The organism is Saccharospirillum salsuginis (assembly GCF_014651855.1).
GTDB classification, from domain to species: Bacteria; Pseudomonadota; Gammaproteobacteria; order Pseudomonadales; family Natronospirillaceae; genus Saccharospirillum; species Saccharospirillum salsuginis.
The window spans coordinates 50652-63311 of the sequence record NZ_BMXR01000015.1 but is presented as its reverse complement, the minus strand read 5'-3'; the positions used below and the strand labels follow the sequence as shown (position 1 = coordinate 63311).

Here is a 12660-nt window from a genome sequence, read left to right as displayed (position 1 = left end):
GGTCAGATCAGGCGCTGTCTGAAACCGAATAGTCCGGTCAGCAGCAGAGCGGTCAGCCACAGGCCGAGTGCGCCGCCACCACCGCCACCGCCGTTGTCATCGTCATCACTACTGCCACCGCCGCCGGTGATGGCCTCGATGATCAGCTCGATGGCGCCGATGTCGCAGTCGTTGTCGCTGGTGTCGCGTTCCTCGCCCCGCTGATCGGTGGCCGGGCAAACATCATTGTTGCCGGCATCGACGCCGATGCTGTTGGCCTTGAGTTCATGGCTGGCGGTCGGACCGCCGTTGTCGGCCAGGGCATCGAGCAGATCGGTCAATACGGCGGGCGAGTTGATGGACAGGTCCGTACTGGTCTTGATGCAGCCGGTACCGTTGCCGAGGATGTTATTGCCACGTGAATGACTGTTGCCTCCGATTTCACAGTCGGCACCCGTTGTTGCCGTGTTCCCGGCGATGATGCTGTTCTGGTAACCGAAGGTGGAATCGTTTTCATTGTAAACACCACCCCCTTCTCCGCTGGCCTCGTTATCGACCAATGTAACGTTCAGCAATTCAATGGAGGAGTCCGATTCGTTGTACAGTCCTCCACCATTGGCCGCACTGTTGCCGCTGATCGTGACATTGGTAAAAAAGTGGCCAGAATAGCTGGTGCTGTACAGGCCGCCACCGTCGTCGCCCGAGGTGTTGTTGATAAGGGCGCTGTTGAGCACAGTATAAGGAGAATATTCCGCATACAGACCGCCACCGTCGTCCCCCGAGGTGTTGTCGGAAATGGTGGTATTTTTGATTGTGGTCGGGAATTCATAGGCATAGATACCGCCACCGTAATCATTGGTGGCTTCGTTACCGGTTACCGTGGTGTTGGTCAGTTGACCAGAGCCGTATTCCATATACAGACCACCGCCGTAGTCGTCGGAAGTGTTGGTGTCGATGTGGCTCCCCATTGAGAAAAGGCTTGCCTCGTAACCGTAGATCCCACCTCCATAGCTCCCTGCGGAATTGCTGACGATGCTCGTATTGTAGAGTTCGATGCCGGAATAGTATTCAGCCGCTATCCCACCCCCGTCCCCCGATGCGGTATTGTTGCTGACAGTGCTGTCGATCAGTGTGACCATGACGTAGTCGTAGGCGTAAATGCCGCCACCATCGCTGTTGGTCGCTTCGTTGTTGCTGATGGTTACATTGTCCAGGCTGGCATTGCTGGCGTAATACACGTATAGAGCGCCGCCATACCCGGCCGTGTTGTTCTCGAATGTAGTGTCCTTGGCTTTGAGAATGCCTTCTTCGACACCGACCGCGCCCCCGTAGGAGCTGCTGGCACTGTTACCGGAGAAGCTGCTGTCATAGATAAAAACGGAGCTGTAGTACCCATAAACCGCGCCACCTTCGGATGAACTGGTGTTATTGGTGAAGGTGCAGTCGTTAATGTTGACGAACGCATAGTAGCCATAGATGGCACCGCCTTCGCTGCTGGCGGTGTTGTTGCTGAATTGCGTCCTGTTTACCGTCAGAACCGCGGCATCGGAAGCATAGACGGCGCCTCCATCGGTGCTGCTGCCCGCGGTCAGTCGCATGTCGTTTAGAGTGACTTTGTAGTCACTGTTCACGGTGAAAATCCGGTTGGCACCGTCACCGAAAATGACGGTGTCCGCCGCGCCGGCGCCGTTCAGCGTCACATCGTCGTCAATGGTGATCGCGCCGGACGCCAGATTGTAGTTGCTGGCCGGCACCGTGATCGTGTCCGCGCCGCTACCGGCCACGCATTCACCCGACGTGGCGCCGGAGGCGGTGTCGGTATTGGCGGCGGTGACTGCTTCGCGCAGGGTGCATTTACCATCGTCGGCGGTGGTATCGGAACTGGAATTCACGGTGATCGTCGCCGCACTCGCTGTCAAAGCGAATGCCGCGCAGGAGAAGAACAATAGTACGGGACTCAGGGGGTTTTTCATGGTCTGGACCTCGGTTATTCACAGGGTGACACGGAAACGCCCGAATACCGACCGCTCAACTACCGGTAAGGTGGGTGATCGCATCCCTTGATGTCGAGTCGTCCATGGGCAGGGGATAACGACGTCCTTGTCGTACCCCTGAGACGGCTGAAGAGGCTCCTGGTCAGGTTGAACCGCCGGCTCTCCTGCCTGGCTTCCATATCCAACCCGGGCATCAGCCCGCTCTTCAACCGGTCGGTGAAGCTGCATATTTCAGGCCGTGGAACGGTTTCCTTTTCAGTATCAATCACCTGATCAGTGTTATGTGAGGTTGGATCGGAACGCCGCAAGCGGGGTGTGTAAAAATAACTGACAAGACGTCCGAGCCTGCTAGATTGGAATGGCTCCCTTGAGGTCTTGAACCTTGTTACACAGGAGGGCGTCGTGAAATACCTCACCCTGATACGTCACGCCAAATCCAGCTGGGACGATGACCAACTGGATGATCGGGATCGGCCCCTGGGCAGGCGGGGTCGAAAGCAAGTCGGTTTCATGGCACCGGTGATGCACGCTAGCGGTGCGTTCGACTCGGAACTTCATGCCAGCCCCGCTCGTCGGACGGCGGATACTGTGCGCTTTCTGCTGGACCACGCCGACCTCGCCGACCGTACCCACACCGTTCAGTACGATGACGACCTCTACACATTCGATGCCGACGACCTCTGGCATTGGCTGGCCGAGGACAGAACCGTTGAGGAGATTACTCTGGTCGGCCATAATCCGGCACTGCTGGATCTGGCCAATCGGCTCGCCAACGAACCGTTACCGGCGTTGCCAACCTGTGCCCTGGTCAGGCTGCGACTGCGGATCGATCGGTGGGCCGAGCTCGCTCCCTGTTGCGCTTCGATCACCCATCAACTGATCCCGGCCTGGGTCGACTACAAGACGTTCAAGAAACGGCGCCCGCTGAAACCCAAAGGCGTGCATGCACATAAATTGCTGAAGCGGACCCGGGCGTTGCTGCGCTATCAATCCGACATGATCGGAGCGCTTGAACCGGGCGTGCGTGTCGGAGCCGATCCCGAATTCATGCACCAGTACCGGACCCATTTGCGGCGCAGCCGATCGGTGGGACAGGCCTTGCTGCGTTTGCAACGCAACAAGCCGTTGAAGCGGCAACTGAAGGCATTGAAGAACGAGGCGCAAGCCACCAGTGAACTGCGTGACCTCGATGTATTGCTGATGCGCCTTCGTGACTGGGAAAAAGAGACCGTCTATCGAAAAGCGCTGATCGAACTGAAGCTCTTCGACGCGTTCACATTGAAACGAAACGATCAGCACCAGGCCTTGCTCGAACGATTGAACAGTCAGCAACACCGGGAGCGGATGGACAGCTGGCGAGCCTTTCTCGACTCTGCGGATTTCGAGAAGGCGGCGAAAGCGGTAACGCTAAAATCGGTCCAGGACGCGGTCGATGAGCTTGTGGCCGAACACGATCGGCGACTCGAGTCGTTGACCGAGGCATCACCGGACGGCGATTTTCATGAACTGCGCAAACTGTTGAAAAAACTGCGCTATCTGCTGGAACTGGTGGTCGATCCGAAAGGGAGGCGCATGAAGGCGCTCAAGCAGCGGCAAAAGCGCTTCGGCCAATTACAGGATCTGACCGTGCAGTTGCAGTACCTGCAATCGTTTCAGGAGCAAACGAAAGCGGCCAAACCGGGGTTGCGCAAGCTGCTGAAGGACCTGTCCACGGCCAAGACGCGGGAGCGTCAAGCCATTTTGGCGATGGACCCGTTCGGCGATTTCGTTATCGATCCAGGTCGATGATGCGGGTGAGCAGGTCGAGCAGCCAATCCTTCTCGCCGTCTTTCATGACTTCCTCGAAATGGGCTTCGTGCTTGAGTACTTTCCTGTGCAGATTTTCGGTGAAGGTTATGCCGTGGCCGGTAAGGAAGAGGGCGTAGGAGCGGCGGTCGTTTTCGGCGGGGCGACGTTCGATGAGGCCGAGTTTTTCGAGTTTGTCGACGGCGGCGACCATGGCGGAACGGTCGGTTTCGATGGCCTGGGCGACGGCGGTCTGGGTGAGGCCGGGGTTGTGGTAGACGATGGCGAGGATGCCGAACAGCCCGGGGGTGACGCCTTGCTCGGTGCAGGTGGCGGTGAAGTTTTCGAAGTAGGCGAGCTGGGCGCGGCGCAGGCGGTAGCCGACCAGTGAGTTGAGCATGGTGTAGTCGATGTCGTTGCGTTCTCGGCTCATTGATACTCCGGAGATCGGGTCGAATGCGGTCTTCATCAATTTCGGCATTGTATCATCATCTTTCTCTGTCAGTCGTTTGTGTTCGTGGTTGGGTTGCCGCTTTTGTGGCTGAACCCGTGGTAGGGGCCGGGTATGCTGTTCCGGGGACCGCTGTAAACCCATCCATGGGCGCTTAGCTTCGGCATCCTGCCTCAGATGTCCCCTCCACAGCATACCCGGCCCCTACCACTAGCCCAATGTGCCACCCAATTAAGCTTAAGAAGTAGGTTGGATTAGCGCGAAGCGCGTAATCCAACATCCCAACCTACCCACTCGTAAGAAACAAAACCAACCCCGGAAAGAAAATCACCAGCGACACCACAACAATATCCGCCACCAGGTAATAACTGACTCCTTTGAATATATCCACCAGGGAGGCGTACTGCGATGCCACCCCGCGAATCACGAAGATGTTCATCCCGACCGGCGGCGTAATCATGCCGATCTCCAGCAGTTTTACCAGTAGGACGCCGAACCAGATCAGGCTGATGTCGTACTGTTCGAAGATGGGCAGGAAGATCGGCAGTGTGATGAGCATGGCGCCGAAAGGTTCCATGAACAGGCCGAGCAGGAGGTAGATGACGACGACGATGAGCATGAGTTGGAGGTAGCTGGCGTCCCAGCCGGAGACGGCGTCGGAGATAAAGCCGGCGAGACCGCTCAGGCTGAGGAAGAGGGTGAACATGCTGGCGCCGACGCCGATGATGAGCAGTGAGGCGGTGGTGGAGAGGGTTTCCAGCAGGGAGGTTTTGATCAGGTTGCGGTTCAGGCGGCCGAGAACGCCGGCGATGAGCAGTGCTCCGGCCGCGCCGATAGCGCCGGCTTCGGTGGCGGTGAAGAAGCCGCTGAACAGGCCGCCGAAGACGAGGACCCCGAGGACGAGAACCGGCCAGATTTCGAGCAGGGCCTGGCGGACGCTGTAGTCGCCGGTGCCGGCTTCGACGCGTGGAGCGATGTCGGGTCGCAGCCAACTGACGATGAGGATGACGACGCTGTAGCTGAGCGCGGTCATCAGGCCGATGGTGATGCCACCGAGGAAGACCTGGGTGATGGAGACCTGGGCGAAGACGCCGTAGACGATCATCAGGATGCTGGGCGGAATCAGGGCGCCGATGGTGCCCCCGGCGGCGATGGTGCCGCAGGCGAAGCTGGGTTTGTAGCCGCTGCGCACCATTTCCGGGATGGCGATGCGACCCATGGCGGCGGCGCAGGCGAGCGAGGAACCGCTGACGGCGGCGAAACTGGAGCTGGCGAAGATGCTGGAAATGGCGAGCCCGCCGGGCAGCCAGCGGAAGACAACCTTGGCGGCGTTGAACAGGCCGTCGGTCAGACCGGAGTGGTAGCTGATGAAGCCCATCAGCAGGAACATGGGTACGGCGCTGAGCGTCCATTTGGCGATAAAGTCGTAAGGCGTGGACGAGAGCATGCCGATGGCGGTGCTCCAGTCGAGCATGAACGACAGACCCCCGAGCGAGACGGTGATCAGGGCGACGGCGACCGGCACGCGCAAAGCGAGCAGGCCGAGCAGGATCAGCAGACCGTAAAACCCAACTTCAATCGACATGGTGTTTCCTATGAATCAGTCTTGGGCGGTGTGATAAACAGCTGTGGAATGCGAACCACGCTGACCAGGGTGGCGAGCGCGAACGCCAGCGGCAATACGAAGTAGGTGGGCCAGACGGGCATCGGGAAGTTGAGCGACATGACGTAGGCGCCGAGTTCGTATTGTTCCACGGCTTTGATCCAGGTGGCCTGGGTGAAGGCGATGTAGACCACGGCGGAGAGTATGGCGACGAGGGCGTCGATGATTTTCACGCCCTGTTGTCCGAACAGTCCGGTGAACAGTTCGACGGTGATCATCTGGCGTTTCCATTCGACCCAGCCAAGCGGCAGCAGGGCGAGGGTGATCATGTAGTAACGCGTGACGATTTCGAGCGTGGCCGGTATGGAGACGGACCAGAGCGTACGCGCGATGACGTCGAGCGTGACGTGCACCATCATGGCGGCCACACCGAGGGTGCCCAAAAGAGCCAACCCGGCGGTGGTTCGGTCCGTCAGTTTGAATAGCCAGTTCATGGGTGTCTCCGTTGTGGTGATCGATCTAGATGGCAAGTAGGGTGGGCACGGCCCACCAGCGTGTAGGGCTCGGGTCACCAAAGGTCATGTTCAGCCAAAAGACAGACCGGAGCCTGTGTCTCCTTCCATGGTGGGCATTGCCCACCCTACGTTTACGGACCACCCCGGTATTCGGCGCGGGTTCCCTGGCACCAAGAATCAATCAACCCTCTGAGGCCATTGGCACTACACCAACCACTGGCTTAAATCCCATAGCTACCAAAGTCGACCTGACTCCAAACCTGGCGATTGACCTCGTTGGCGATCTGTTCCGGGTCGTTGTCGACGGATTCGGCGTAGTCGGTCCATTTGTCCACCAGGGACTGGAAGCGCTCGAGTTTGGCGGCGACGTCGCTCATGCCGTAGCGGGATTCAGCCTCGCTGATGACGGTGTCCAGGTCGTCCTCGGCGAACCGGTTAGTGGCGTCGACCAGGGCCTGGCTCGGTTGCAGGAATTCGATGCCGCTGTCTTTGGCGGCGGCTTCGGCCTGGCTTGGCATTTCGTGTGCCCAGCGCTGTGTGGCGAGGGCGCTTGAGTAGGAGGAGGCTTCGGCCAGGGTACGGCGCTGGTCTTCACTCAAATCCGCCCAGGTCTTGCGGCCGATGGCGTGCGAGATGGTGGAGTGGTAGGTACCGAGCTTGACCGTGGTGACGTATTTGACCACGTCGTCCAGGCGGAAGGAGATCAGGTCGGCGGTGGAGGCGATGGTGCCGTCCAGTACGCCCTGTGAGATGGCTTCGAAGGTTTCGCCGACCGAGATGTTGGAACCGGTGGCGCCGACCGAGTCCGCCCAGCGAGAGAATTGCGGGCCGCCGGCACGCAGGCGCAGGCCTTTCAGGTCGTCCAGGTCACGGACCGGTTTGGTGGTCAGCAATTGATATAGGTCGCTGGAATGGCTGCTGGTATAGACGACGCCCAGTTGCGCCAGTTCTTTCTGGCAGTCGCCGCAAGTGACGATGTACTCGGTCATGGCCGCGCCCATCGCCTGCGAATTGGAGCCCATGAACGACAGGTTGCCGACCAGGTTGATTTCCGGCAGGTCGGCCGGGAAGTAGGCGGGCAGGAACATGCCGGCGTCGGCCAGGCCGCTGCGGATGGCGGTGCGCATGTTGCCGAGGTTGACCACTTCGGTGCCGAGAATGCGGCCGGTCAGCTCACCGTCGGTGCGTTCATCCAGTCCGGTCTGGAAAGACGTGAACAGGGGAGTATGGCCCGGGTGCGCGGGTGGAGTACCCGGCGCCAGGCGCAGTTCTTTGGCCAGGGCGGGCTGGCCCAGGGTGGCGGCCGCGGCCAGCACCAGGGGCAGGGTGGATAACAGCGTCTTCCTAATCATCGCTTAAACCTCGTTTATTGGACTTGTTCTTTCACTCCCCGCAGACGGGGCGTTGCAATTCGTGTCGCGACGTCGAAGGTCGGTGACCATCGTGGGATCTAGTTTATGTCATATATTGTTTATGTCTATAACAAAAATCGCTTGGTGTTGTTCTTGGTTCGGCTGGAATGACATCTGATATAGCTTTGTATAAGGCCTTATGTCCTTGATTTTCATCAAATAGTCGAGGCGCGGGCATTTTTGTTGCCAATTGTTATAAAAATTAATTGTTTACAGGTACAACAAAAATCGGCTAGTTTGAAAGTCAGTCAACGACGGGAAGACCTTCCCCGTCCGGAACCACCCACAACAACCAGGCCCGACCGCTATGAACAAGACGCCTCTGGTCACGATGGAGCGGATGGACGGCATCGCCCACATCCGGCTCAATCGGCCCGACAAACACAATGCCATCAACGATGATCTGCTGTTGCAGTTGGAAGCTCTGTTCGACCCGGTGGACGAGGGCATCCGCGTCGTGTTGCTGACCGGTTCCGGCGACAATTTCTGCGCCGGTCTGGATCTGGCCGAGCATCAGGCGCGCGAGCCGTTCGACGTGGTACGACATTCGCGCCTGTGGCACCGGGTGTTCGGCAAGATTCACGAGGCGGGCGTGCCGGTGGTCGCGGTGCTGAAAGGCGCCGTCATCGGCGGTGGGCTGGAGCTGGCGGCCTGCGCGCATGTCCGGGTCGCTGAAATGACCACCTACTTTCGCCTGCCCGAAGGGCGCCACGGCATTTTCACCGGAGGCGGGGCTTCGGTGCGTGTGGCGAACGTTATCGGCAGCGGACGGATGACGGAAATGATGCTGACCGGTCGCACGCTGGACGCCACCGAGGGCGAGCGGCTGGGGCTGGCGCACTACCTCACGGGCGAGGGCGAAGGCGAGGCCAAGGCACGGGAACTGGCCGAAAGCATCGCCCGGAATTCCCCGCTGTCCAACTGGGCCATGGTCACCGCCGTCGCCCGCATCGACAGCATGTCAATGGACGACGGTCTGTTCACCGAATCCCTGGTGGCCGGCATGACCCAGACCCACCCGGACGTCCAGACCCGCATCGGCCAGTTTCTGAACAGGAAGAAAGACTCATGACCGCCTATCCCGATTCCGAACGCAGTGCATTGCTCTCCCGATACGACGACATCTGGCTGGTCGACGGCCGCCGGACACCCTTCGCCGACTATTGCGGCGAGTTGCGTGACATTTCGCCGACCGATCTTGGCATTTACGCCGCCCGCGCCCTGTTCGAGGAAAGCGGGGTCCCGGCGACCGATGTCGACGCGGTGATCGCCGGCAACGTCGCCCAAGCCAGTTTCGACGCCTATTTGCTGCCACGCCACATCGGCTTGTATGCCGGGGTGCGTCAGTCCGTCCCGGCCCTGCTGGTGCACCGTCTGTGCGGCACCGGTTTCGAAGCCATCCTGACCGCGGCGGATCAGATTAAACTCGGCAAAGCCCAGCTGGTGCTCTGCGCCGGGGCCGAATCGATGTCGCGCAATCCGGTGGCGTCCTACACCCACCGTGCCGGTTTCCGCATGGGGCAGGTCGATTTCCGCGATTTCCTGTGGGAAGCGACCATCGACACCGCGCCGGACTGCTCCATGGGTGGCACCGCCGAAAACCTGGCCCAACGCTACGGCATCAATCGCGAGGAAGCCGACGAATTCGCCGCCCGCAGTTTCGCCTGCGCGGAAATGGCCTGGGAAACCGGCTATTTCGACGGCGAAGTGGTGCCGGTGGAAAACACGACCTGGTCGCTGGACGGCTACAACGACCGGGGCCTGAAGCTGGCGGACCGGGTGCAACGGTTCGACCGGGACGGTCATGTCCGACACAGCCCGATCGAAGTGCTGTCCAAATTGCGTCCGGCGTTTGGCGGTGTCCAGACCGGAGGTAATTCCTCGGGCATCGTCGACGGCGCGGGTGCGGTGCTGGTCGCGTCCGGCGACTATGTTCGGGCCCATGGCCTGCGACCGTTGGCGCGCATCGTCGGCGGCTCGGTCGTCGGGGTGCCGCCGGAAATCATGGGCATTGGCCCGGCGCCCGCCATCGGCAGCTTGCTCGCCGACCTATCGATGGCTTTGAACGACATCTCGCGTTTCGAAATCAACGAAGCCTTTTCCGCCCAGTACATCGCCTGTGAACGCGAGCTGGGGCTCGACCGGGACCGCGTCAATGTCCACGGCGGTTCCATTGCCTTCGGTCACCCGCTGGCGGTCTCCGGCGTGCGCCTGACGCACACCGTCGCCCGGCAGCTGCAACAGTCCGGCGAGCAATTCGGTATTTCATCCGCCTGCGCCGGCGGCGGCCAGGGGGTGGCGGTGCTGTTGGAAAACGCTGGTTGATAGGAGGAGGTGCCATGCAACTGGATAAACTGAATGCGTTGGTGACCGGGGCGGCTTCCGGTCTCGGCGAGTCGGTCGCCCGTCATCTGGTTGGGGCCGGTGCCCGCGTTGTGCTGGCCGATGTCAACGAAGACGGTGGGCAGGCTCTGGCTTCCGAACTGGGCGATAACGCCCGTTTTCTGAAAACGGACATCACTGACGAAGCCCAGGTTAAAGCCTGCATCGAGGCGGTGAACACCCACTTCGGCCCGATCAATACTCTGGTCAACTGCGCCGGTATTCCCGGCGCGGCCCGGGTGCTGGGTCGAAAGGGAGTGCACCCGCTGGAGGACTTTCAACGCTCCATCCAGGTCAACCTGATCGGGACCTTCAACGTTATCCGCCTGGTGGCCGACGCCATGCAGCACAGCCCGCCGAACGAAATACTGGAGCAGGGTGTTATCGTCAACACGGCTTCGGTGGCGGCCTATGAGGGCCAGATTGGTCAGGCGGCGTACTCCGCCGCCAAGGGCGGCATCGTCAGTATGACCCTGCCGTTGGCGCGGGAGCTGTCGGCGTTCGGCATCCGAGTCGTCACCATCGCACCGGGCCTGTTCCGCACGCCGATGATGGAGGTGTTGCCGGAGGACGTGCAGAAGTCCCTGGGCGAGTCCGTGCCGTTTCCGGCGCGGCTGGGTGAGCCGGCCGAATTCGCGAAGCTCGCGCTGCACATCTGCGAAAACCCTATGCTTAACGGCGAGGTGATCCGTCTCGACGGAGCCTTGCGCATGGCGCCGCGCTAGGAGGCCCCATGACCGATTATCGAGCCCCCCGGCAGGATGTCGACTTTATCCTGAACCGCGTGATCGGCCGCGACCGCCTATCGACCCTGGCCGCATTCGAGCCTCTCGACGAAGAGTTGGTGAGTGCCATTTTGGACGAAGCCGGTCGCTTCGCCGAACAGGCCCTGGCCCCTCTGAACGCCCCTGGGGATCGCGCGGGCTGCCGGTTCGACAACGGTCGGGTCACCACGCCCGAAGGCTGGCCGGAAGCCTACCGCCAGTTCCGCGACGCCGGCTGGACCGGGCTCTGCCTGCCCGAGTCGCTTGAGGGCCAGGGGTTGCCCAAGGTTCTGGCGACACCGGTCACCGAATGCTGGCAAGGCGCCAACCTGGCGTTCAGCATGATCCAGCCGCTGACCGAAGGGGCCGTCGAAGCTCTGCTGGCCAGCGGCGACCAGGCCTTGATCGACCAATACGGCCCTCGTCTTACCCGGGGCGACTGGACCGCCACCATGGCCCTTACCGAACCGGCCGCCGGCTCCGATCTCGGTCAACTCAGGACACGGGCCGTCCCGGACGGCGACGGTGGTTATCGTCTGTTCGGCCAGAAACTCTTCATCAGCTACGGCGAACACGACCTGACCGAACACCGACTGCATCTGGTTCTGGCCCGGTTACCCGACGCCCCGGAAGGCAGCCGTGGTATTTCCCTGTTCGCCGTGCCCAGCCATCGGTTGAACGATCAGGATGAACCGGCCGAGCGCAACGACATCCACTGCACCGGTATCGAACACAAACTCGGCCTGCACGGCAGCCCGACCTGCTCTCTGACATTCGGTCAGAACGACGGAGCCAGGGGTGAGCTCGTCGGCGAGCCGGGGCGGGGCCTGGCCCTGATGTTCGTGATGATGAACGAAGCCCGGCTCAGCGTCGGCCTGCAGGGTGTCGCCGTCATCGAGCGTGCTTACCAGAACGCCGTCGCCTGGGCGAGCGAGCGCAAACAGGGTCGACACTGCGAAACCGGCGAAGGCCCGGTCGCCTTGATCGAACACCCGGATATTCGTCGACAACTGCTGCGCATACGCAGCCAGACCCTGGCCTCGCGGTTGCTCGGCATGCACCTGGGGTTTCAACTCGACTGCGCCCGACAGACGGGCCACCCCGATCGGGAGCTGGCCCAGCGGCGAGTCGACCTCTTGACCCCGGTATTCAAGGCCTGGTCCACCGAAGTCGCCAATCGGCTCGCCGGTGATGCGATTCAGGTGTTCGGTGGAATGGGGTATGTCGAGGAAACCGGCGTCGCCCAGTTCTACCGCGACCTGAAAATCGCCACGATTTACGAGGGCACCACCGGCATCCAGGCGCAGGATTTGTTGTTCCGCAAGATCCAGCGGGATGGTGGTGATGGTTTTCGAGACTGGCTCGACCAGATCGAGACCGACCTGAGCCCACTGTCGGACCTGGCCAGCGCCCAACACGCCTGGGCCTCCCTGGCCCGCCAGGCCCGGGCGCTGCGCAATCGGGTGGACTGGTTGCTGAGCGAAAAGGCGGACGACCCCGTCCACCTGCATGCGGCGGCGGTGCCCCTGCTGGAGGCCACCGGGGTACTCGCCAGTGCCTGGCAACTGGGTCTTGCGGTACGCGCGGCGCAGGATGAGGCGGTGACGGATGAATACCGCAATAATGTTGAGGCCCTGTTCTCCTTCTACTGTGCCCACTGGTTGCCCGAGTTGTCGGCTTCCCTGGTTCGGGTTTATCAGGCTGGTTCCGGGGGTGGTGGTTATGTTTTTGCTTAGTTACTCCCTTTGCTGGGCCGGGTTGGTTGCCGAGAAACC

10 protein-coding genes are annotated in these 12660 nt (G+C 60.9%); 5 read left to right on the top strand and 5 right to left on the bottom strand.

Annotated features, from left to right (window positions below; genetic code table 11):
• Positions 1-2: 2 nt before the first annotated feature.
• Positions 3-1952 (bottom strand): CSLREA domain-containing protein, encoded by a 1950-nt coding sequence (locus IE111_RS21985; protein ID WP_189612940.1) that lies wholly within the window; start codon positions 1950-1952, stop codon positions 3-5.
• 423 nt (positions 1953-2375) lie between these two features.
• Between IE111_RS21985 and IE111_RS21980 the strand changes: the two genes are divergently transcribed.
• Positions 2376-3761 (top strand): CHAD domain-containing protein, encoded by a 1386-nt coding sequence (locus IE111_RS21980; protein WP_189612938.1) that lies wholly within the window; start codon positions 2376-2378, stop codon positions 3759-3761.
• Here IE111_RS21980 and IE111_RS21975 read toward each other — a convergent pair.
• The 4 genes from IE111_RS21975 to IE111_RS21960 all read right to left on the bottom strand — a co-directional run bounded on the left by IE111_RS21975 (position 3742) and on the right by IE111_RS21960 (position 7679).
• Complete coding sequence (locus tag IE111_RS21975; RefSeq protein ID WP_189612936.1) at positions 3742-4191, bottom strand: MarR family winged helix-turn-helix transcriptional regulator; 450 nt, start codon at positions 4189-4191, stop codon at positions 3742-3744. The two genes, IE111_RS21980 and IE111_RS21975, sit on opposite strands and share 20 nt — an antisense overlap.
• Positions 4192-4495: 304 nt before the next feature.
• A complete protein-coding gene (locus IE111_RS21970; RefSeq protein WP_189612934.1) occupies positions 4496-5794 on the bottom strand; it encodes a TRAP transporter large permease in 1299 nt (432 codons plus the stop codon).
• Between the two features lie 8 nt (positions 5795-5802).
• Entirely contained in the window at positions 5803-6306 is a 504-nt protein-coding gene (locus IE111_RS21965; protein WP_189612932.1) for a TRAP transporter small permease, read from the bottom strand.
• Between the two features lie 242 nt (positions 6307-6548).
• Positions 6549-7679, bottom strand: a complete 1131-nt coding sequence (locus IE111_RS21960) for a C4-dicarboxylate TRAP transporter substrate-binding protein (protein ID WP_189612930.1) — start codon at positions 7677-7679, stop codon at positions 6549-6551.
• 367 nt (positions 7680-8046) lie between these two features.
• Between IE111_RS21960 and IE111_RS21955 the strand changes: the two genes are divergently transcribed.
• Genes IE111_RS21955 through IE111_RS21940 form a run of 4 tightly spaced genes read left to right on the top strand, consistent with a single transcriptional unit; the run spans position 8047 to position 12621 of the window.
• Positions 8047-8811, top strand: coding sequence for a crotonase/enoyl-CoA hydratase family protein (locus IE111_RS21955; RefSeq protein WP_189612928.1), 765 nt, complete (start codon positions 8047-8049; stop codon positions 8809-8811).
• Positions 8808-10064, top strand: a complete 1257-nt coding sequence (locus tag IE111_RS21950; RefSeq protein WP_189612926.1) for a thiolase family protein — start codon at positions 8808-8810, stop codon at positions 10062-10064. The genes IE111_RS21955 and IE111_RS21950 overlap by 4 nt, the downstream gene beginning before the upstream one ends.
• 14 nt (positions 10065-10078) lie before the next feature.
• Positions 10079-10846 (top strand): 3-hydroxyacyl-CoA dehydrogenase, encoded by a 768-nt coding sequence (locus IE111_RS21945; RefSeq protein WP_189612923.1) that lies wholly within the window; start codon positions 10079-10081, stop codon positions 10844-10846.
• 8 nt (positions 10847-10854) lie between these two features.
• Positions 10855-12621 carry an acyl-CoA dehydrogenase gene (locus IE111_RS21940; RefSeq protein ID WP_189612921.1) on the top strand — a complete coding sequence of 589 codons (1767 nt, stop codon included), beginning with the start codon at positions 10855-10857 and terminating at the stop codon, positions 12619-12621.
• Positions 12622-12660 lie beyond the last annotated feature (39 nt).

Bases quoted from the DNA above. Each gene is read 5' to 3' on its own strand.
- IE111_RS21970 (WP_189612934.1), bottom strand. From the start codon at position 5,794: ATGTCGATTGAAGTTGGGTTTTACGGTCTGCTGATCCTGCTCGGCCTG.
- IE111_RS21955 (WP_189612928.1), top strand. From the start codon at position 8,047: ATGAACAAGACGCCTCTGGTCACGATGGAGCGGATGGACGGCATCGCC.
- IE111_RS21965 (WP_189612932.1), bottom strand. From the start codon at position 6,306: ATGAACTGGCTATTCAAACTGACGGACCGAACCACCGCCGGGTTGGCT.
- IE111_RS21945 (WP_189612923.1), top strand. From the start codon at position 10,079: ATGCAACTGGATAAACTGAATGCGTTGGTGACCGGGGCGGCTTCCGGT.
- IE111_RS21940 (WP_189612921.1), top strand. From the start codon at position 10,855: ATGACCGATTATCGAGCCCCCCGGCAGGATGTCGACTTTATCCTGAAC.
- IE111_RS21975 (WP_189612936.1), bottom strand. From the start codon at position 4,191: ATGAGCCGAGAACGCAACGACATCGACTACACCATGCTCAACTCACTG.
- IE111_RS21985 (WP_189612940.1), bottom strand. From the start codon at position 1,952: ATGAAAAACCCCCTGAGTCCCGTACTATTGTTCTTCTCCTGCGCGGCA.
- IE111_RS21960 (WP_189612930.1), bottom strand. From the start codon at position 7,679: ATGATTAGGAAGACGCTGTTATCCACCCTGCCCCTGGTGCTGGCCGCG.
- IE111_RS21950 (WP_189612926.1), top strand. From the start codon at position 8,808: ATGACCGCCTATCCCGATTCCGAACGCAGTGCATTGCTCTCCCGATAC.